This is a genomic window from Micromonospora sp. NPDC053740, assembly GCF_040677775.1.
GTDB lineage: Bacteria > Actinomycetota > Actinomycetes > Mycobacteriales > Micromonosporaceae > Micromonospora > Micromonospora alfalfae.
On record NZ_JBFASO010000006.1, the window covers coordinates 189,104 to 209,075 of the forward strand.

Here is a 19,972-nt window from a genome sequence, read left to right on the forward strand (position 1 = left end):
CCCCCGTACACCGAAGGTGCGCCGACGGTCCGCGGACCGTCGGCGCACCTTGCCGCCGTCAGGGGCGGGGCTGCCCGGTGAGGTGGGTCAACGAGCGGGCGACCAGGTCGTCGCGGGCCGCCGGCGGCAGACCCTCCAACCCGAAGCCCAGGTACACCGTGTCCCCGGTGACCACCACCGAGCCCTCCTCGAACGCCTGCTGGCTGCGCGACCAGTCGTTGGCGTTGCCGGCGGTGCCGGGCGGTGGGCCGGCCACCGTCCAGCCACCCAGGTCGGCCGACTCGAACGAGGTATCCGCGACCGTGGACCCGTTGACCAGCACCCGGGCGTCGTCCACGAAGACGCCGAGACCCTGGGTGCCCCAGTCCGAGGCGTAGGTGATCGACACCTCGACCTGCTTACCGGCGTAGCCCGACAGGTCGGCCACGAACTCCTTCCAGCCTCCCGATGACCCGCTCGCCGCGTTCCAGCTGCCGGTGCTCCCGGTGGGGGAGCAGTCAGCGCCCTGGTAGTGCGTGAGGAACGGGTGCAACTGCGCCCAACCCTCGACGCAGCTGTCCCCGGTGACAGTGCTGGTCTTGCCGTTGGCATCCGGCAGGGTCGTCCAGTCGTCGCTACCCACCTCGTGCGCCTCGACGAACATGAAGTCCCAGTCCTGCTCGATCTCGTAGGAGGTGAAGAAGCGCAACTCCGCGCTGCTCGCCCCGGTGAGATCCACAGTGCGCGTGAGCCGCTTGTACGATTCGTCGGTCTGCCCGCTGTACAGGTACCACTCACCCGTACGCGGATCGAACGGCGCGCCGCCCGGTCGGGTCCAGCCCACCGGCGCGGAACTGGCGAACTGCGGGAACTCGTCCGGCGGCAGGAAACTCGACGTGGTCAGGAACGAGGCGGTGTGCGCCTGGTTCTCCGCCGAGCCGGCGGCGTTGAGCTGCCCGTCGAAGCCGGTGAACGCCGCGTCGGTCCCGACGACCGGGTACGGCTCCCCGTCCGGGCTGGTTCCGCCGTCGCTGACGTAGGTGTGCGCGCCCAGCCAGTACTGCTGGAAGTCGTTCAACAGCGGCAGACAGCTGGCGGCCTCGGCATCGGTGCACTCCGGTGGCGCGTCCGGGTGATAGACGTACGACCCGTTGGCGCCCTGCGCGAACAACGCGTACTGGCCGCTGACGAGCAGTTTGCCGCCCTCGTTCAGGTAGTCCCGGATGGCCAGCTCGGTTTCCAGTGCCGCCCTGGCCGTCGTGCCGGCCACCTGACCGGGGGAGCGCAGGATCACGTCGTCGCCGGTCTCCCAGACCACCGCCTCGTAGTGCGACAGCACGCCGAGCGGGTGCGGCGCCTTGCGGCCCATCGCGTCGAAGTCGTACACGTCGCTGCTGCGCCCGGCGGCGCCCAGCGACGCCGCGACCTCGTCGGCGTACTTCGCGGTGGTGCCGGTCTGCGCCGGGCTGAGGCCGGTGACGTCCTCCACCGCGAGGACCAGCACGTCACCGCCGATGTCGTTGTGCACCCGATAGGTGAAGTGTTCGCTGGCCACCACCCCGGCACGCGGTTTGTTCCCGGTGAACCAGACCTCCACCCGGTCGCCCGGCTTCGCGCCGCTGACAGTGCCCCGTAGCTCGGCGTAGTAGTCGTCGTGTGTGTCGCCGTACCGCTCGCCACCGCGCCACTCGCGGACCGCTACCGTCTTCGGTCGCGCACCGTTGACCGTGTAGTGCATCCGCACGTTCTTCAGCGCCCGACGGGTGATCGAGGCGACCTGCTGGGTGCGCCCGTACGAGGTGTCGAAGGCGTCCACCACGAAGTCCGGAGTGCTCCGACCGACCACCGAGACCGGGTCGTCCGGGTCCGCAGCCGACCGGGCCACGGCCAACGCGAACGGCAGGTTCTTGCTCACCTCGCCAGCGATCAGCGCCTCGTCGTCAGGGAAGATGAAGCCGCTGACGCAGTCCTCGGGGCGCCACTGGTCGTCCGGGTCGACGGCCGAGGCGGCCTCGCAGGTGGACATCTCCGGGGTGAAGCCCAGCGTGCCGTACCTGACGGTGGCGTGACTGTCGGTGTCACCGTTTGTGGTGTACAGCTCCGCGGAGATGTCCGGGTCGTAGCCGGGCACCGCCGGGTGCGCGTCGTCCCCGACCATCGCCTTGTAGATCTCGTCGTCCGGGCTGGGGGTGCTCACCTGCCAGCCGATGCCGTAGAGCAGCAGTTCGGCCGCCGAGTGGTAGTTGACGAAGAACTCGAACCCGACCCGCTTGAAGAGCCGGTCCAGCGCCTTGGTCTCCGGCTCGGAGTTGGGGCCCGGGCCCCGGTAGGTCTCGCTGTTCGGCTCCGGCGACGAGCCCTCGTTGTCGTACCCCCACTTGTAGCTGAAGTTGCGGTTGAGGTCGACGCCGTCGCCGGAGCCGACCTGCCCGTCGCCGTTGTTGTCCCGCAGGTTCTTGCGCCACAGACGGTTGCCCGGGGTGAACGTGAAGTCGTAGCCGTCCGGGTTGGCGACCGGCAGGAACCACAGCTCGGTCGTGTCCAGCAGTCGGGTGATCTCCCGGTCGGTGCCGTAGCTGTCCAGCACGTGATGCATCAGCCGGCGGGTCATCTCCGGTGTGATCCACTCGCGGGCGTGCTGGGCACCGGCGTAGAGCACCGCCGGTCGCCGGCCGTCGGCGACGGTCCGCGCGTTCTTGGTGACCTTCACGGCGACGATCGGTTGCCCCTGCTGGCTGCGACCGATCGTCTCCACCTTGGTCAGCTTGGGATACCGGGCCGCTGTGGCGTTCAACTCGTCTCGCAGGCCGCCCGGCTCACCGTAGGGGCGGAAACTCGTCCAGCCGGCGGCGGCCTGCTCCCGCAGCGCCTGCGACGCGTCCTTGCCTCGCACCTTCTTCACCGACAGCGGTACGCCCTTGTCGGTCAACCGCTTCGCCTGCCGTCTGCTGAGGACCGTCTCGACAGTGGTACGGCCGGACGCGTCCGCCTTCGCGTCGTGTCCGAGGTCGACCCCCGCCGCGCGCAGTTGCTCCCGCTGTTTCGCGTCGACAGTGCCGACGTACACCTCCAGGCCGTCGCGGACGCCGGGGTCGGACGGCGGCCGCGCGCTGGCCGGTGGGGTCAGTGCCAGTGCGCCGAGCAGGGTGACCACGCCGGCGATCGCCAGTCGTCTCGGTCTCATCGCGCCTCCTTGGGTGAAGGACCTGTAGGCGCGAGCCTTCGGTGTGCCGCTATCGATGTCAATCAGTCGATGGGAGCTTCGTTGCTGACCGTGTCGGCTTTGGTGCCAGGTGTGACGCTCAACGCGAGGCGGACCCGCGTCGCGGGCGGGCGTTCGTCGGACCACCTCGCGATGATCGAGTCGGGCCGGCAGGCCGTACCCCGCAGGCGCGTCGAGGATCCATCCCCGGACGCCACCTGCGGGGTCGGCGTCGACTCAGCTCGCGCTGGGTGCCGGAGCTGTCGACTTGACGGCCTGCTGCGCGACGATGCCGGTGGACTGGCCGCACAGCCACGCCAGGCGGTCGATGATCTTCTCTGGGTCTTCGAACGGGTCCAGTGTGGTGATCTCGATGGGGTCGAGTGGGGGCACCGCCACGTGCGAGATGAGCGGGTGCAGCGGGCGGAGGTCCCGCTCGCCAGCGCCGATCAGAGCCTCGTGGAGTTTCTCGCCCGGCCGGAGCCCGGTGTAGACGATCTGGACCGGCCCCGGCGCCTGGCTCGCCAACTGGCGAGCGATGTCGTCGATCCGTACCGGCTCACCCATGTCGAGGACGAGCGCCTCGCCGTCGCGGCCGATGCCGGCGGCCTGCAGCACCAGGTGCACCGCCTCCTGCACTGTCATCAGGTAGCGCGTCACGTCGGGGTGAGTGACGGTGATCGGCAGTCCCGCCTCGATCTGGGCCCGGAACGCCGTGACCACCGACCCTCGGCTGGACAGGACGTTGCCGAAGCGGACGCTGAGGAACGTGCCGCCGTGCGTCGCGGCGGCGTTCGCTGTCAACCGCTCAGTGATCCGCTTGGAGTAGCCGAGAACACTGACCGGGTCGGCGGCCTTGTCGGTCGAGATGTTGACGAACCTCGCCACGTCGCGGCACGCGTTGAGCACGGTCTGCGTGCCGAACACGTTCGTCTTCACCGCCTCGCCCGGGTGGCGTTGCAGCAGTGTCAGGTGTTTCAGGGCCGCGGCGTGGAACACGATGTCGGGTCGGCGTTCCGCCATCACCCGCCGGATCCGTTCCTCGTCGCGCAGGTCGGCGAGAATCAGCTCGGGGCTGTCCAACATCGCGCGACCCGACATCGACAGTTGCAAGGCGTGCAGGGCCGACTCGTCGCGGTCGAGCATCATCAGCTCGCCCGGATCGGCCCGCATGATCTGGCGGCACAGCTCGGAGCCGATCGACCCACCGGCGCCGGTCACCAGGATCCGGCGTCCGCGCAGCTGGGACTCCGCATCCCGGAGGTCGCCGATCACCTGTCGTCGTCCGAGCAGGTCCGCCATGTCCGGGTCGCGAACGTCGCTCACCGTGATCCGATGGTCGACCAGTTCCCGTACCGAAGGAAGGATCTTGAACGTCGCTCCGGTCTTCAGGGTGCTCTCGCGGACCTCGTTGATCAGTTCGGAGTCGGCGTTGGCGGCGGAGAAGATCACCATTTTCGCGCCGGTACGCCGCACGACAGTGTCGATGTCAGAGCGAGAGCCGAGCACGCGCACGCCCGCCAGCGACAGGTGGCGTTTCTGCGGGTCGTCATCGAGCATCCCGACCGGCAGGAACTGCCCTGCCGGATCACTCAGCATGGCTCGCAGGAGCCCCTGACCGGCCGAGCCCGCGCCGAAGAGCAGGACCGGTTCCGCTCGGCCGGCGTCCGGGCGCAACGTCCGGTCGCTGCGGCTGCGGTACGCCAGACGGGTGCCGAGCATGACGGTCAGCGCGATCGCCGCGCCGACGAGTGGCGTGCTCGCGGGCACCGGTCGGGACGTCATGGGCACGAGGGCGATCAGCAGGAGCACGCCGGTGGTCAGGGCCGTGTTGGCGAGCCCCTGCATCTCCTCGACGCTGCCCAGGGGGTGCCGGCCGGACAGGTTGCGGCGAACGGCGGACACTGCGACGTGCGCGGCCGCGGCGACCACGCCCATGCCGATCGCGCGGGCCAGGGCGGGGCCGGTGAGCGAGAACTCGAAGCGCACCCACGCGGCGACGGCGAAACCCGCGATCCAGGCGAGGGCGTCCGCTGCGAGGAGGCCGCCGGCCAGTCGGACGTGGCGATGTGACCGACCGAGGCGTGTGGACTCGCTGGGGCTTGTCCCCAAAAGTGGCATGTGGAAACTCCTGCTGCGATAGCGGCCCATCCCGGGGAAAACCACCAAGATGGTCTTATTAACGTCCTACCAAAACTAATCACTTTATGACTGGTTTTTGGTCATTCACGAAGTTTGTCCCGCTATTGACCTGGCCGGCTGTCGTGGCACCACCGCCCCCCGCAGCACGTCCTCGAACCGTTCGAAGAGCAGGTCGCGGTCGAACTCGTTGGCCGCGACCACCCGCGCCGCGGCCCGCGCCGCGGCGGTCCTGGCCGGATCGCTGACGAACGCGCCCGCGAGCGTCGCCGCGGCGGCGGGATCTCCCGCGGGCAGCACGACTCCGGCCCCGCTGCGGCGCAGGATGTCGGCGATCCACCCCTCGTGGTTGACCGCTACCGGCCGGCCGGCCGCCCACCCGTCGAAGACCTTGTTGGCCGAGTTGGCGTGCAACGCGGGCTCGTCGCGCACCGTCGACACGGCGAGATCGCAGGCACCGAAGAACGCCACCACCTCGGCCTTCGGCACCTGGTCGACCATGAACAGGTTTCGGTCCAGGACGTCGGACGCGGCTGCCTGTGCGCGCACCTGTGCCGCCTCCGCGCCCTGCCCGACGAGAGCGATCCGCACGTCGGGGTGGTCACGACGCAGCGTCGCGGCCATCCGCACCAGATAACCCACGTCGTTGACGAACCCGAGCGTCCCCGCGTACAGAATCAGCGGACGGTCGCCCAACCACGGCGTGCGATCCCGTAGCGCCCGGCCGGCAGCGTCCGCGTCGGCGAACAACTGACGGTCGCAGCCGTTGGGAATGACTGTCACCGCAGCCCCGGGGTGCCGCGCCCGAACGCCCGCCGCCATCCCCGGCGACAGCGCCAGGATGTGAGCGGCATTGCGGTAGGCCCATCCCTCCAGGCCGGTTGCCGCGCGCCGCGTCAGCGGCGACCGCAACGCGCCCAGCGCGATCGGCACCTCCGGCCAGAGATCGCGTACCTCCAGCACCATCGGCGTCCGGCGGCGGCGGGCGGAGTAGACAGCGGGCAACGCGATGGTCAGCGGCGTGCTGGTGGCGAAGACGACGTCCTGCTCCAGCGACGCCGCGCGCGGAGCCGCCAACCGGGCGAACTTCCCGAAGGCCGAGATGCGTTCCCGGATGGACATCGCGTTGCGATAGGGGACGGCCGCCCAGTGCACCACCACGCCCGCCTCGACAGTGGTCCGCCAGGTCTGCCTGGCGTCCGACGAGGACTCGGTGTCGCTGGTCACCACGTGCACGTCGTGGCCGTTGCGGACCAGACGCCTGGCGAACTCGTAGGACCGGGTGCCCCCGGACATGGCCGGTGTGCGGAAGTACTGGTGCAGGTAGACGATCCTCACCGGGCAGCCCCGTCCCGACGTCGTTCAGCTCGGTCGGTGCTCAGCCGCCGGTAGCACTCCTGCACCACGGAGACCTGGCGTGACCAGGACTCCGACGTCTCGATGAAGCGCCGGTTGCGTTCTTGCAGAATCGGCTCCAGCGGGCGGGCGGCCATGAGCTGTTCCGCCAGCGCGGTCTCCAACGGCCCGCTGAGGATGTCGGCCGCCATGCCGTCCTCGACCATCTCGCGATACGGCGGCAGATCCGCGAGCAGAAGCCGGCAACCGGCGAGCGCCGCCTCCAGCACAGTGCAGCTGCGCTGGTCGAAGCGAGGAACCGAGATGCTCACCTCACTTGCCCGCATCAGCCGGAAGGTGTCCTCAGGTGTCAATGACCGGTCCACTACCGTGACCCGTCCGGGTAGGCTCGCGGCGAGTTCGTGGGCTTCCGCGACGCACCGCCGCTGCGCCTGAGCGGCCGCTGCCTCGGCCGGACGGTGCCCGGCCAGGACGACGAGGTGAAGGTCGGGACGAGCGGCGGCCACCCGGGCGAACGCCCGCAGGACCTCGGGCGTGCGGTAGACGGGACCGGCCGTCCGGGCGGCGAACAGCACTGTCGCGTCGGCCGGGATGCCGAATTCGGCCCGCACCGACGCTGGCGTCACGGTGTCCCGGAGCGCGAACAGCTTGTCGTCCACGCCCCACGACACGGTGCGGGTGCTCTCCGCCGGTATCCGGTAGCGCTCGATGATCTCCGTACGGACCGACTCCGCGGTGGGGAGGACGAGGTCGGAGCGGCGCAGGGCGGCCCGGGCGACCCATCTGCGGACCCTGGACCGGCGCGCTGACTGCAGGTCGACCCCCCAGGGCGTGACCACCCGGGCGGGTCGACGCGGGGCCAGCAGCGAGAGCAGACCCGCCATCCCTACCGAGTGCACGTGCAGCACGTCGGGGCGAGCCTCGCGAGTCTGCCGGCGCAGCCACCAGCCGGCGGCGGCGAGCTGCCACACCGCCCCCCACCGTCCGTTGCGGGTCCGGCCGGTCCCGGGCGCCACGCGCAGTTCGACGCCGTCGATCGGCTCCGCGTCGATCCAACTGACGGCGATGACCGGATGACCACGTTCCGCCAATGCGACAGCCCACTTGCGGGCGTGCAGCGAACTCGCGCCGCAGAGCAACATCACTGACGGAAGTACGGGCGTGGGGGCCGGGCCCGGGACGGTCCGCTGCCGACGCGGCTGGTCGTGGCTCTCGACCCTCGGTGTGTCGGGACGCGTCGCTGTCACTTTCGTCTCCTTCATGATCACGTCAGGACCTTGTCGGCGGTGGACCGTCCGCGGCGTGCGCCGTAGCCGCTCTGGCCGGGCGTCCAGGCCGGTCTGGTCCGCACCGAGTGCTTCGCTCCGGCGGGACGCCTGTCGGTCACGCGTTTCGGCTCGCCCTGCGAACGGGCAGTGGCGACGGCAAGGAGGAGCACGAACGGGATGAGTACCGGGAGGGTGAGCAACGGCTCTCCGAAGAGGCTGCACCCACCGACCGCGGCCATGCCGAGCACTGCCGCCTCGGCGCTCTGGTCGCCGTCGCGCAGGCGTCGACGGGTCTGGCGGATCACGATGAACAGGAGCCCGCCCACCAGGAGGACGCCGACCAGCCCGGTCTGGGCCAGCACCGTGAGGTAGGTGTTGTGCGCGTGGTTGAGGCTGTCGAGCTGGACGTCGACGGCGGCCACTGTGACCTCGGGCTGGAAGTACTCCGGCAGGTGGGTCCGGAAGTTCTGGAAACCCACGCCGGCGAGAGGGTGGTCGGCGGCCATCCGCAGGGCACTGAGCCACAGGTCCAGGCGTACGCTGCTGGAGCTGTCCAGTCGTCCGTCCACTGTGGTGTACGCGATCCGCTCGGCCACCTGATCCGGCACCAGTTGCACCCCGGTCAGGCCGACGGTGAGGACGACGACGATGCCGGTGAGGGCCAGGGCCACCGTGCGCCGTCGCTGGATCACGAAGCAGAGCAGGAGCAGCGCTCCGCCGATGTACGTCGAGCGGCTGTACGACAGCACCACGCTGACGACCACGGCGGCGATCCCCGCGACTGTCAACACCCGGGCTGTGCCCGACACGCCCGGTCGCAGCCTGGCCAGCAGCACGGCGAGCGCCAGCAGCAACATCGGCCCCCACGCGTTGTGGTTCAGGCTGCTGAGGGATTCGGCGAGGGCCGGGTTCTCCTCGGCAAGCACCGGTGTTCCGATCAGGGCGAGCGCGGCGTGGAACAGGCCGACGCCGGTCGCCGCGACCGCGAACACGAGGAGGACGGACCGTGAGCGGGCTCGGGCGGTGTCGATCAGCGGTATGCAGGCCAGGGGTATCGCGATCGCGGCCACCGACCGGAACGCCTGGTTGGGTTGGCCGCCGACCGTCACACCGAGAGCGAGGACGCAGGTCAGGCCGGCCACGATGAGGACGGCGGGGGTGCTGCGGCGGGTGGTGCGGCCGCGGAGCAACGTGCCGACCAGAGTGCAGAGGATCAGCGCCAGCAACGGCGTGGTGCTGCTCGCCGCCGGGGCGATGGGCAACTGCGATGCGGGCACCGCCAGCGCGATGCAGTAGAGGCCGAAGCCGGGCACTGTGATGACGAGCACCACCACTGCGAGAGCGGCCAGCCGGAGCAGGAGCGACGTGTCCTGCACCGCCACCACACCGGCGGCCACCCCGGCGACGAGCACGCCGGCCGCTCGTCCCCACGCCGGCAGCAGGGAATCGCGGTCCCGTGTCGTTGGCCTCGCGTGCCGGCCGCCGCGTTCAGTCGTCATTCTGGTCGGACCGTTTCTCCGGCCCTGCACAGGCCGGTGATCGAGGAAGGCCCAGCCGACGACCAGGCCGTAGAGGACATATCCGGCCGACACGGCGAAGCCCGCGCCGAGCGTGCCGAAGCGTGGGATCAGGACGACCATGGCGAGCAGCCCGCCGATGGCGGCGCTCACGGCCGCCAGGGTTGGCGGGCCCGGACGGTCGACGGCCGTCAGGTAGCTCTGCGCGGTGCGGGCGACCGCGAGCACGATGAGGCCGGGCAGCATCGCCCAGAGCACCGGTACGGCCTCGGCGAACTGCCTGCCGAAGAGCAGCGGGAAGGCCAGCGGCGCCACCGCGGCCAGCAGCCCCGCCCCGACGGCGGTGATGAGCAGTGTCTGCACCGACATCCGACGGACCGTGTGCCAGTCGGCGCCGCCGTGCGCGACAGCCGGCACCAGGATGAGGCTGAGCGCCACCGGGAGCACCAGGAGCATCTCGGCGAACGGCACCGCCACCGAGTAGACGCCGACGGCGCCCGCACCGGCCACCAGGTGGATGGCGGGGACCTGGCTGCGCACCATCGCGAACTGGGCCAGGTTGGGTGCGTACACCCGGCGGGCGAACGCCCGGTACGCGGCAGCGTCCTGGGGTGTGCCGGGGTGGCGGCTCAACGGCAGGGCGCGGACGAGCAGCACCGCCGCGGCGCACACCTGGCCCACGAGGTACGCGCCGATGACGGTGTCGGTGTCCGCGCGGTCGGTCACCGCCAGGGCGACGAGCAGCAGGCCGTAGACGAGCAGCCCTCCGATGACGGTCCAGTTGTAGACCGAGGCGCGACTGCGGCCGATCTCGGCAGTGCCGAGCAGGGAGGAGAGCAGCACCACGGGGCCGAGGCTGAGCGCGAGGGCGAAGGTGACCGGGTCGAGCCCGATCCGAACGGCTGGCCCGACCACCAGCGCCAGCGCCCCCCAGGCGGCTGCCACGCCGACTCCCACCGTTGCGACGTGGCGCAGACTCCACCACACGGTTCGCCGGTGGGCGGCGACCGAAGCGCCCGCGTAGCGGAGGTTGGCCGTCTCCATTCCCACTGTGAGGAGCGCTCCGAAGATCGCCGCACAGGCGAGCACGACCGCCACCACGCCGCGGTCGTGCGGGCCGAGGACCCGGGCTGCCAACACCCCGGTTGCCAGGCTGATGGCCAGGAGCACGACCCTGGTTCCGACGGACCCGGCGGCAGCGGCCGACACACTCTGCTCCGAGACCCGCGCCGAAGCGCCCGGACCGGTGGTGGGTCGGCCGCTTTCGGCGACGTCCCGACCGCTTGTCACCGCCGGCCCGGCATCCGTACCGGGGTTGGCGCTCGGACCGAGGGGCGGCGTCGCGGCCGTCATCGGGCCACCTCGGACAGGCGTCCGGCCCGCGGCAGTGGACGGCCGTCGAGCGCCGCCCGGTAGATCGCCTCGACGTCGGCGACCGTCCGCTGAATGTCGAACAGGTCCAGGCAGCGGCTGCGCCCGAGCCGAGCCATGGCAGCCCGCCGCTGAGGGTCCTCCAACAGGTCGGCGACGGCGTCGGCCAGCGCGTCCGGGTCCGCCGGAGGCACCAACAGGCCGCTCTCGCCATGTTGCACGGTGTCCGGCAACCCGCCGACGTCGCTGGCCACCACGCCGCGCTCCATCAGCAGCGCCTCGATGGTGGCGTACGACGCGGACTCCTCGAGCGACGGTGTGACCGCCACGTCGAGACCGGCCAGAACGCCCTGCACGTCGCTCCGGCGACCGGTGAAGTGCACGCGCTCGGCGACGCCCAGTCGGATGGCGCGTTCCTCCAGCTCACGTCGGTAGCCCACGTCACCGGTGAACTCGTCGCCCACGACGAAGAGGTGGGCCGCCGGCACCCGAGCCAGCAGGCGCGGGGCCGCGTCGAGGAAGACCTCGTGGCCCTTGAAACCGATGTCCTGGAACGCCTGGAGTCGGCTGCGGTACATGTGGGCGAGCATTCCGACGGTGGGGGTGCCGGCGGCCAGCCCGAACTCCGCCCGGAAGGGCTCCCCGCTCGCGGTCGGGTCGAGCCGGTGCACGTCGCACCCGTAGTGACTGACAGCCACCGCCCGCGCGCCCAAGCGCCGGTACTGTTCGGCGAACGCGTGGCACGACCCGATCAGGACGTCCACCCGGCGCAGGGTCGCGCTGTCGATTCTGTTGAACAGTGGGCTGCGCAGGTGGACGACGCCGGCGATCTGGTTGACAAGCAGCGGTCGGCGGGCGGCCAGACTGGCCAACCGGCAGACGATGTTGGCCTTCACCAGATGGCCGTGCACCACGTCGGGGTCGAAGCGCCGGACCAGGCGGACGAGACGCAGTTGCGCCGCCGCGACCCGGGGGAGCTGCCGCGGGCGCCAACCCGACATCGACACGATCTCGGTGCGGACCCCGGCCGTCCCGAGGCGGTCGGTGAGCGGACCCTCGCCCGGTACGACAGCGCAGACGTCGTGCCCCAGCCGCGCCAACCCGGTCACCTGGTCGTAGAACCAGTCACCGCCGACGGCCGTGCTTGTCACCTGGAGAACGCGCAGTGGCCGGTTGCCGGCACTGCGGCGGTTTGTGCTCACGTCCTGCTCCTCGTGCCGGACCACATGGGCGCGCGGCGTCGGTGTCGATCCCGTCTGGTCTCGGTCAGTGCTGGTCAGCGCGCCGGTACGCCCTTGACCACGGCATCGGCGGGAACGTCTCTGGTCACGCAGGCGCCCGCGCCGACTGTGGCGTCGCTACCGACGCGCAGCCCCTGGAGCACCGCGGCGGTGGTGCCGATCAGCACTGCCTCGCCGAGCTGGCAGTCGCCCGAGACGGCAGCGAGTGGGTTCACCGAGACGAAGTCGGCGAGAGCGGTGTCGTGGCCGACCGTCACGTTCTGGTTGAGGTGCACGTGCCGGCCGATTGTCACGTTCGTGGTGACCCGGGCCCCGGCGAACGCCACGAACCCGGGGCCGTGTTCCGTGTCCGGCCCGATCGTCGCGGCCGGGTGGATGAGGCTGGTCGCCGGCGTCGCGTAGGCGTCGACGCGCTGGGCCACGGCCCGTCGGATCCGAGGGTCCCCGATGCCGATGACGTGATGGGTGTCGGCAGGGGCGTCGCGCAGCCACGGCAGCCCGCCGAGGTACGGCACGTCCAGCTTCTGCACCCGTTTGAGGTTTTCCTCGCTGGGGCGGTCGTCGACGAAGCCGACCAGGTGCCATCGGGGTCGGCCCGCAGCGGCGTTCATCGCTCGGGCGATGCCCAGCGCCTCGCGGCCGTGGCCACCGCAGCCGACGATCACCAGTGGAATCGTCATGCCGCCCGTACCCTGCTGTGGCTGGTCAGGAACTCGTCGATCGCCTCGAAGACCCGCCCGACCTGTCGCTCGGTCAGGGCGCTGCCGCTGGGCAGGGCGAGCCCGTTGGTGAAGAGTCGGTCCGAGGCGCCGGTGAGCAGACTTTCGGCGCCGGCGAAGACGGGCTGGCGGTGCATCGGATTCCAGACGGGCCGCGTCTCGATGCTCCCGGTGGCGAGGTGGGCTGCCAGGTCGGCGGCCCGCCAGCCACAGTGCTCCTCGTCCACCGTGATGACGGTGAGCCAGCAGTTCGAGTCGACGTCGTCGATGCCGACCAGCTCGACGCCGGGCACCGGTGCGAACACCTTGGCGTACTGGTCACGCAACTGGCGTCGGCGGGCGATCATCCCGTCCAGCCGGACCAACTGGGCCCGGCCGAGCGCGGCCAGGAGGTTGCTCAGCCGGTAGTTGTAGCCGGTCTCGCGGTGCTCGTAGTGCGGCGTCGGTTCCCGCGCCTGCGTGGCGAGGTGGCGGGCCTTGGCGAGCAGTGCCGCGTCGTCGGAGACGAGCATCCCACCGCCGGAAGTGGTCATGATCTTGTTGCCGTTGAAGGAGAGCGCCGCGACCTGCCCGAACGACCCGGCCGAGCGGCCTCGATGGTGCGAGCCGAGCGCCTCGGCGGCGTCCTCGACCACCGGGATACCGGCCTCGGCGCAGAGCGGGACGAGTCGGGTGTAGTCGGCGCAGCTGCCGAACATGTCGACAGGCACGACAGCGCCGACCCGCTCACCGCGGGAACGCAGCCGTCGCACCAGGTCGTCGACAAGGCCCACGTCCACGTTGCCGGTGCGGGGATCACAGTCGACGAAGACCGGACGGGCTCCGATGTAGCGGACCGCGTTGGCGGTGGCGATGAAGGTCAGGGTAGGCACTATGACCACGTCGCCGGGCCCGACGCCGACGCCGAGCAGCGCCAGGTGCAGGGCGGCCGTCCCGGAGTTGACGGCGACGGCCCCTCCGGTGCCCACCCGCTCGGCGACATCGTGTTCGAACGCCTGGAGATCGGGGCCGACGGGGGCAACCCACCCAGAGCGGAGGGCTGCGACCAGGTACGACTCCTCCAGCGGCCCGATGTCCGGCGGGGACAGGTACACGGTGTCACTCATCGGGCACCACCCGAGCCTGTGGTCGCGGTGTTCGAGTTGCTGCGTGGGGGCGGCGACCAGTGCGGCGTACCCGTGAACTCGGGAGCCGTGACGAACCCTGCCGCGGAGATCCCCTCGCGACGCAGCACGGTCCGCACGGTCGCGGCGAGAATCGACAGATCGGTTCTCATGTTGTGGCTGTCCACGTACCGCACGTCGAAGTCCAGCTTCTCTTCCCAACTGAGGCTGTTGCGTCCCCGCACCTGGGCCAACCCGGTGATGCCGGGCCGCACCTCGTGCCGTCGGGCCTGGTGGGGTGAGTAGCGACCGAGGTATTCGGGCAGCAGTGGCCGTGGACCGACCAGGCTCATGTCGCCACGCAGCACGTTCCAGAGCGTGGGCAGTTCGTCAAGGCTGCTGGCGCGCAGCCAGCGTCCGAGCGGAGTGAGTCGGTCCCCGTCGCCGAGCAGGCCGAGGCTCAGGTTGGGTGGCCGCATGGTGCGGAACTTGACCATCTCGAAGGGCTGGCCGTGCAGGCCGGCGCGGCACTGGCGGAACAGCACCGGGCGACCGAGGCCCACCGCTACCAGCACCGTCACCACGATCAACGCCGGTGCCGCCAGGATGAGAAGGACCGCCGCCACGACGACGTCGATGATTCGTTTTCCCCGCTCCGGGCTGGTCCGGGGCAGCGACAGGTCGTCGACGAGACCACCAGGCACCGGCACGTTGTGACCTCCCACGCGATCCAAAAAAGGTATGTATTCGTCATACCAGGACAGACCGTACGTCGGTGCTGATTAGCGACGGTCGGTCCGCATTCCCCCGATCAACCCCGAAACCCCGTAGTCGGACACGGCCAGATCCGTGACCTTGTGCAGCTCCTGCCGCCAATGGACCGAGCGGTAGAGTCGCGGCGGCCGGTCGGGCGAGGGAAGAACTAGCCGGTCGGGCGAGGGAGATGACGTGCTGCACCTGAGGGTTATCGCCCCGGTGGACCGGTCGGCGGAGGTCGTCGACCTGCTCGCCGAGGAGGCTGGGGTAACTCACCTGGCCGTGCTGCCCGGTGCTGCCCGGCAGCCACCGGGCGACCTGATCCTCTGTGACGTGGTGAGGGAGAGCGCCGACCGCGTACTGCGGCAGTTGCAGCAGATCGGCGTGGACACCACTGGCGGCATCGCGGCCGAAGACGTCGAGTTGACCGTCTCCGCGGCGGCCGACCGGGCGGCGGACAGTGCGCCGGGCAGCGGCGCGGACGCGGTGGTCTGGGACGAGATCGCCGCGAAGACCGGCGAGCAGACCGAACTGTCCGGCACCTACCTCGTGCTGATCGTGGTGGCCACCATGATCGCCGGCATCGGTGTGCTGCTGGACCAGCCGATCCTCATCGTCGGGGCCATGGTGGTCGGCCCGGAGTTCGGCCCTCTCGCCGCGCTGTGCGTGGCGCTGTTGCGCCGCCAACTCGGGGTGGTCGGCCGCTCGGTGCAGGCACTCGCGGTCGGCTTCCTGGCGGCCATGGTGGCGACCGTGCTGAGCACCTGGGCGCTGACCGCCGTCGGTCTGGTCAGTCGGGAGATGCTGCTCGCCGAACGTCCGCTCACCGACTTCATCTGGCGGCCGGACGCGCTGTCCTGGGTGGTCGGGTTACTCGCCGGCGTCGCCGGCATGCTCTCGCTGACGTCGAAGAAGTCCGGCAGCCTGGTCGGCGTGCTGATCTCGGTCACCACGGTTCCGGCGGCGGCGAACGTGGCGGTAGCGGCCGCCTACGGAGTGTGGGACGAAGCGGGCGGCTCGGCCCTCCAACTGGTGATCAACCTGTCCGCGATCGTCCTCGCCGGCCTGCTCACCCTCGTGGTGCAGCAGGCCTGGTGGTGGAGCCTGGCCCGCCGGACCCGTCGCCCAGCAGCCGGTTGAGCAGCGTCCGCAGCGGAACCGACTCACCGTCGCGGCCACCCGCTCCGACGACCAACGGCGCCGGGCTGGGCTGCGGGTCGACGCCGAACAGCCGAGCCCGCAGACCGCCGGGCACGGTCAGCAGGTGGAACCGGCCGTCCACGTCCACCGCCCGGGTTTCGGCCCGGTCGACGTACCAGCCGGTCAGCCCGGTCCGGTAGCGCCCACGCCCGTCGTAACCCCGGGCGACCAGCCGGGTGGTGGGCAGCCCTCGCCGGGTCGCCTCGGCCACGAACCAGGCCACCAGCTCCGCCGCCTCCGCGTGCTCGGCGGCCCGCCGCCGAGCGTCCGCATCGGCGTGCGCCCGCACCGCGTGCCGCTGCTGATCCCGCCACGTCCGGCCGTCCGGCTCACTCACGACGCCGACGGTACGCGAGCCGACTCAGTCGAGCACGGCCCGCAGGGTGTGCCGGGCGATGCCGGCCATCACCGGGTTGGTCTCCACGTAGTACGGCAGCGCGTTGATCGCCTGCTCCAGGGCCCAGCCGCGACCCCGCTCCCAGGTCGCGTCGTCCACGCCCAACGCCCGCCGGTACGTCTCCCGGGAAGCCACGTCGAACAGGTTCCACGCCGGCATCAGGTCCACCGCCGGGTCCCCCACGCCCACCGAGCCCAGATCGATGACGGCGGCCAGCCGGCCGTCGCGGACCAGCAGGTTTCCCGGCATCAGGTCACCGTGGATCCACAGGTCGGCCGGGTCGTCCCGGGGCGCGTCCCGGCACCTCTCCCACACCCCGGTGAGCGCGGGGGTGTCGGTGAGCGCGCCGCTGACCGCGAGTGCCGCCCGGACGTCGGTGTCCCCGGCGGCCAGTCGCCCGCCGCGCCCGGTCCCGGACCAGACCCGCCCGCCGGTGTCGATGCCGCGCAGGGCCGTCACCACCTCGGCCAGGTCACCGGCGAAGACGTCGAGGTCGCCGATCCGGTCGGGCTGGGCCGTCTCGCCAGCAATGAACTGGTACGCCGTCCACGGCCCCGGATACCCGTCGCCCCCCTCGCCGAGGCCGAGGGGTTCGGGCACCGCGACGGGCAGGTGCGCGCCGAGCAGCACGGCGTACTCCTGCTCGCGCCGCAGCTCGGCGCGCAGCTCGGGGCCGGTCGAGGGGAGCAGCGGAAACCGCAGCACGATGTCCGGGCCGAGCCGGAACAGGGCGTTCACGGTGCCGGTCGAGGGGAGCGGCCGGACCGGCCGGCCCCGCCACTGCGGAAACTGTTCGGCCACCAGCGCGGAAACCACGTCCACGCTCACGTCCACCTGATCGGCGTGCATCTTCACCGCGAGATCATCACCCCGACCCTCGCGACCACGCGATCAAATTTCCCGCCGCCGCCGCCGCCCCGCCGCCGCCCCGCCGCCGCCCCGCCGCCGCCCCGCCGCCGCCCCGCCGCCGCCGCCCCGCCGCCCCGCCGCCGCCGCGCCGCCCCGCCGGTCGCGGCCCGTGCGGCCGTCCCAGGCCGTCTGCGGGCTGCGGCCCGTGCGGCCGTCCCGGCCGGGGTTCGCCTCGATGACTCCAGATCTTGGACAGTTTCCGTTCCGTCTGAACGGAAACTGTCCAAGATCTGCTGTGGCTGGCGTTCCGGTGGCGGGCGCCTCGCTGACGGGGTCAGGCCAGTCCGGCGCGGCGCAGGGCTTCCGCCATCGCGTCATTGGCCGGCGCCGGCGCACCCTGCCGCTGCTGCCCGCCACGACCGCCCTGCCCGCCGCCACGACCGCCCTGCTGCCCGCCGCCACGACCGCCCTGCTGCCCGCCGCCGCGACCGCCCTGCTGCCCGCCGCCACGACCGCCCTGCGGGCCACCGGACGTGCCCTGCCCGCCGCCGCGACCGCCCTGCGGCGCGCGCTGCGCCGGGCCACCACGCCCCTCCTGGCTCGTCCGACCACCACCACCGGCGGCGGGCTCGTCGTCGAGGCGCAGGGTCAGCGAGATGCGCTTACGGGGTACGTCCACGTCGAGCACCCGGACCTTGACCACGTCACCGGACTTCACCACGTCGCGGGGGTCCTTCACGAAGGTCCGGGACAGCGCCGACACGTGCACGAGACCGTCCTGGTGCACCCCGACGTCGACGAACGCGCCGAACGCGGCCACGTTGGTGACCACGCCCTCCAGCACCATGCCCGGGTTCAGGTCGCTGATCTTCTCCACCCCTTCGACGAAGGTGGCGGTGCGGAACTCCGGGCGGGGATCGCGGCCCGGCTTCTCCAACTCGGCGAGGATGTCGGTGACGGTGGGGAGGCCGAACCGGTCGTCGACGTAGTCGGTGGCCCGCAGCCCGCGCAGGATGCCGCTCTTGCCGATCACCGAGCGCAGGTCCTGCCCGGTGGTGGAGAGGATGCGGCGCACCACCGGGTACGCCTCGGGGTGCACGCTGGAGGAGTCCAACGGGTCGTCGCCGCCGGGGATGCGCAGGAAGCCGGCGCACTGCTCGAACGCCTTCGGCCCGAGCCGGGCCACCTTCTTCAGCTCGGTACGCGTCCGGAACGGCCCGTTGGCGTCCCGGTGCAGCACGATGTTCTCGGCCAGGCCGGCGCCGATCCCGGAGACCCGGGTCAGCAGCGGCGCGGAGGCGGTGTTGACGTCCACGCCGACCGCGTTCACGCAGTCCTCCACCACCGCGTCCAGCGACCGGGACAGCTTCACCTCGGACAGGTCGTGCTGGTACTGGCCGACGCCGATCGAGCGCGGGTCGATCTTGACCAGCTCCGCGAGGGGGTCCTGGAGGCGGCGGGCGATGGAGACCGCGCCGCGCAGCGACACGTCCATCCCGGGCAGCTCCTGCGAGGCGTACGCGGAGGCGGAGTAGACCGACGCGCCGGCCTCGGAGACCATCACCTTGGTCAGGTTGAGCTGCGGGTGCCGGGCGATCAGGTCACCGGCGAGCTTGTCGGTCTCGCGGGAGGCGGTGCCGTTGCCGATGGCGATCAGCTCCACCCCGTGCGCCCCGGCCAGCCGGGCGAGGGTCTCCACCGACGCGTCCCACTGCCGGCGCGGCTCGTGCGGATAGATCGTGTCGGTGGCGACCACCTTGCCGGTGGCGTCCACCACCGCCACCTTCACGCCGGTCCGCAGGCCCGGGTCCAGACCCATTGTGGGCCGGGTGCCGGCCGGCGCGGCGAGCAGCAGGTCCCGCAGGTTGGTGGCGAAGACCCGAACGGCCTCCTCCTCGGCCGCCTGCCACAACCGCATCCGCAGGTCCGCGCCGAGGTGGATGAGGATCCGGGTACGCCACGCCCAGCGGACCGTGTCGGTCAGCCACCGGTCGGCCGGGCGGCCCGCGTCGGACACCCCGAACCGGCCGGCGATGGCCGCCTCGTACCGGGTCGGGCCGGTCGGTACGGCGTCCGCCTCACCAGCCTCCTCCGACTCCATGGTCAGGTCGAGCACGCCCTCCTTCTCGCCCCGGAACATCGCCAGGATCCGGTGCGAGGGCAGCTTCGGGTACGGCTCGGAGAAGTCGAAGTAGTCGGCGAACTTCGCGCCGGCCGTCTCCTGACCCTCGCGTACCCGGGAAACCAGCCGGCCCCGCGACCACATCTGCTCGCGCAGCGTGCCGATCAGGTCGGCGTCCTCGGCGAAGGTCTCGATGAGGATGGCCCGCGCGCCCTCCAGCGCGGCGGCGGCGTCGGCGATGCCCTTCTCCTCATCGACGAACCCGGCGGCGGTGGTGCGCGGGTCCTGACCGGGGTCGGCCAGCAGCGTCTCGGCCAACGGGGCCAACCCGGCCTCGCGGGCGATCTGCGCCCGGGTCCGTCGCTTCGGCTTGTAGGGGAGGTAGATGTCCTCCAGCCGGGACTTCGAGTCGGCGGCCATGATCTGCGCTTCGAGGGCCTCGTCCAACTTGCCCTGGCCGCGGATCGACTCCAGTACCGCGGCCCGGCGCTCGTCCAGCTCGCGCAGGTAACGCAGCCGCTCCTCCAGGGTGCGCAGCTGGGTGTCGTCGAGCAGGCCGGTGGCCTCCTTGCGGTAGCGGGCGATGAACGGCACTGTGGCGCCGCCGTCGAGCAGCTCCACGGCCGCCCGCACCTGACGCTCGGCCACGCCGAGCTCGTCGGCGATCCGCTGATGAACAGACTGGGTCACGATCTCGATCCGCCTTCAACTCGATCCGCCTTCAAAGAGCGGGTACCGCCTGCATTCTGCCGG

General features: G+C 71.3%; 13 protein-coding genes. 1 reads left to right on the forward strand and 12 read right to left on the reverse strand.

The window, feature by feature from the left end:
- Positions 1-58: 58 nt before the first annotated feature.
- From AB0K35_RS18015 to AB0K35_RS18055, 9 genes are all read right to left on the reverse strand, one after another.
- Positions 59-3,163: a M14 family zinc carboxypeptidase gene (locus AB0K35_RS18015; protein WP_363886352.1), complete on the reverse strand. Its 3,105-nt coding sequence runs from the start codon at positions 3,161-3,163 to the stop codon at positions 59-61.
- Positions 3,164-3,418: 255 nt separating this feature from the next.
- Positions 3,419-5,302 carry a nucleoside-diphosphate sugar epimerase/dehydratase gene (locus AB0K35_RS18020; RefSeq protein WP_238671680.1) on the reverse strand — a complete coding sequence of 628 codons (1,884 nt, stop codon included), beginning with the start codon at positions 5,300-5,302 and terminating at the stop codon, positions 3,419-3,421.
- Between the two features lie 105 nt (positions 5,303-5,407).
- Positions 5,408-6,658, reverse strand: a complete 1,251-nt coding sequence (locus AB0K35_RS18025) for a glycosyltransferase family 4 protein (RefSeq protein WP_238671679.1) — start codon at positions 6,656-6,658, stop codon at positions 5,408-5,410.
- Complete coding sequence (locus AB0K35_RS18030) at positions 6,655-7,923, reverse strand: glycosyltransferase family 4 protein (RefSeq protein ID WP_363886355.1); 1,269 nt, start codon at positions 7,921-7,923, stop codon at positions 6,655-6,657. The genes AB0K35_RS18025 and AB0K35_RS18030 overlap by 4 nt, the downstream gene beginning before the upstream one ends.
- A gap of 17 nt (positions 7,924-7,940) precedes the next feature.
- Positions 7,941-10,814 carry an O-antigen ligase family protein gene (locus AB0K35_RS18035; RefSeq protein WP_363886357.1) on the reverse strand — a complete coding sequence of 958 codons (2,874 nt, stop codon included), beginning with the start codon at positions 10,812-10,814 and terminating at the stop codon, positions 7,941-7,943.
- Positions 10,811-12,034: a glycosyltransferase family 4 protein gene (locus AB0K35_RS18040; RefSeq protein ID WP_363886360.1), complete on the reverse strand. Its 1,224-nt coding sequence runs from the start codon at positions 12,032-12,034 to the stop codon at positions 10,811-10,813. The genes AB0K35_RS18035 and AB0K35_RS18040 overlap by 4 nt, the downstream gene beginning before the upstream one ends.
- Before the next feature lie 74 nt (positions 12,035-12,108).
- On the reverse strand, positions 12,109-12,753 hold the full coding sequence (locus AB0K35_RS18045; protein ID WP_238671676.1) for an acetyltransferase: 645 nt from the start codon (positions 12,751-12,753) through the stop codon (positions 12,109-12,111).
- Positions 12,750-13,898, reverse strand: coding sequence for an aminotransferase class I/II-fold pyridoxal phosphate-dependent enzyme (locus AB0K35_RS18050; protein ID WP_363886363.1), 1,149 nt, complete (start codon positions 13,896-13,898; stop codon positions 12,750-12,752). Before AB0K35_RS18050 ends, AB0K35_RS18045 begins: the two co-directional genes overlap by 4 nt.
- Positions 13,895-14,605: a sugar transferase gene (locus AB0K35_RS18055; protein WP_363886366.1), complete on the reverse strand. Its 711-nt coding sequence runs from the start codon at positions 14,603-14,605 to the stop codon at positions 13,895-13,897. The genes AB0K35_RS18050 and AB0K35_RS18055 overlap by 4 nt, the downstream gene beginning before the upstream one ends.
- A gap of 238 nt (positions 14,606-14,843) precedes the next feature.
- Between AB0K35_RS18055 and AB0K35_RS18060 the strand changes: the two genes are divergently transcribed.
- Positions 14,844-15,791, forward strand: coding sequence for a DUF389 domain-containing protein (locus AB0K35_RS18060; protein ID WP_363886368.1), 948 nt, complete (start codon positions 14,844-14,846; stop codon positions 15,789-15,791).
- On the opposite strand, the gene AB0K35_RS18065 is transcribed toward AB0K35_RS18060, so the two are convergent.
- The 3 genes from AB0K35_RS18065 to AB0K35_RS18075 form a co-directional block, all read right to left on the reverse strand.
- Positions 15,721-16,188: a hypothetical protein gene (locus AB0K35_RS18065; RefSeq protein WP_363886371.1), complete on the reverse strand. Its 468-nt coding sequence runs from the start codon at positions 16,186-16,188 to the stop codon at positions 15,721-15,723. The two genes, AB0K35_RS18060 and AB0K35_RS18065, sit on opposite strands and share 71 nt — an antisense overlap.
- A 24-nt stretch (positions 16,189-16,212) precedes the next feature.
- On the reverse strand, positions 16,213-17,097 hold the full coding sequence (locus AB0K35_RS18070; protein ID WP_363886574.1) for an aminoglycoside phosphotransferase family protein: 885 nt from the start codon (positions 17,095-17,097) through the stop codon (positions 16,213-16,215).
- A gap of 334 nt (positions 17,098-17,431) precedes the next feature.
- Positions 17,432-19,909, reverse strand: coding sequence for a Tex family protein (locus AB0K35_RS18075; RefSeq protein WP_363886374.1), 2,478 nt, complete (start codon positions 19,907-19,909; stop codon positions 17,432-17,434).
- Between the last annotated feature and the right edge of the window lie 63 nt (positions 19,910-19,972).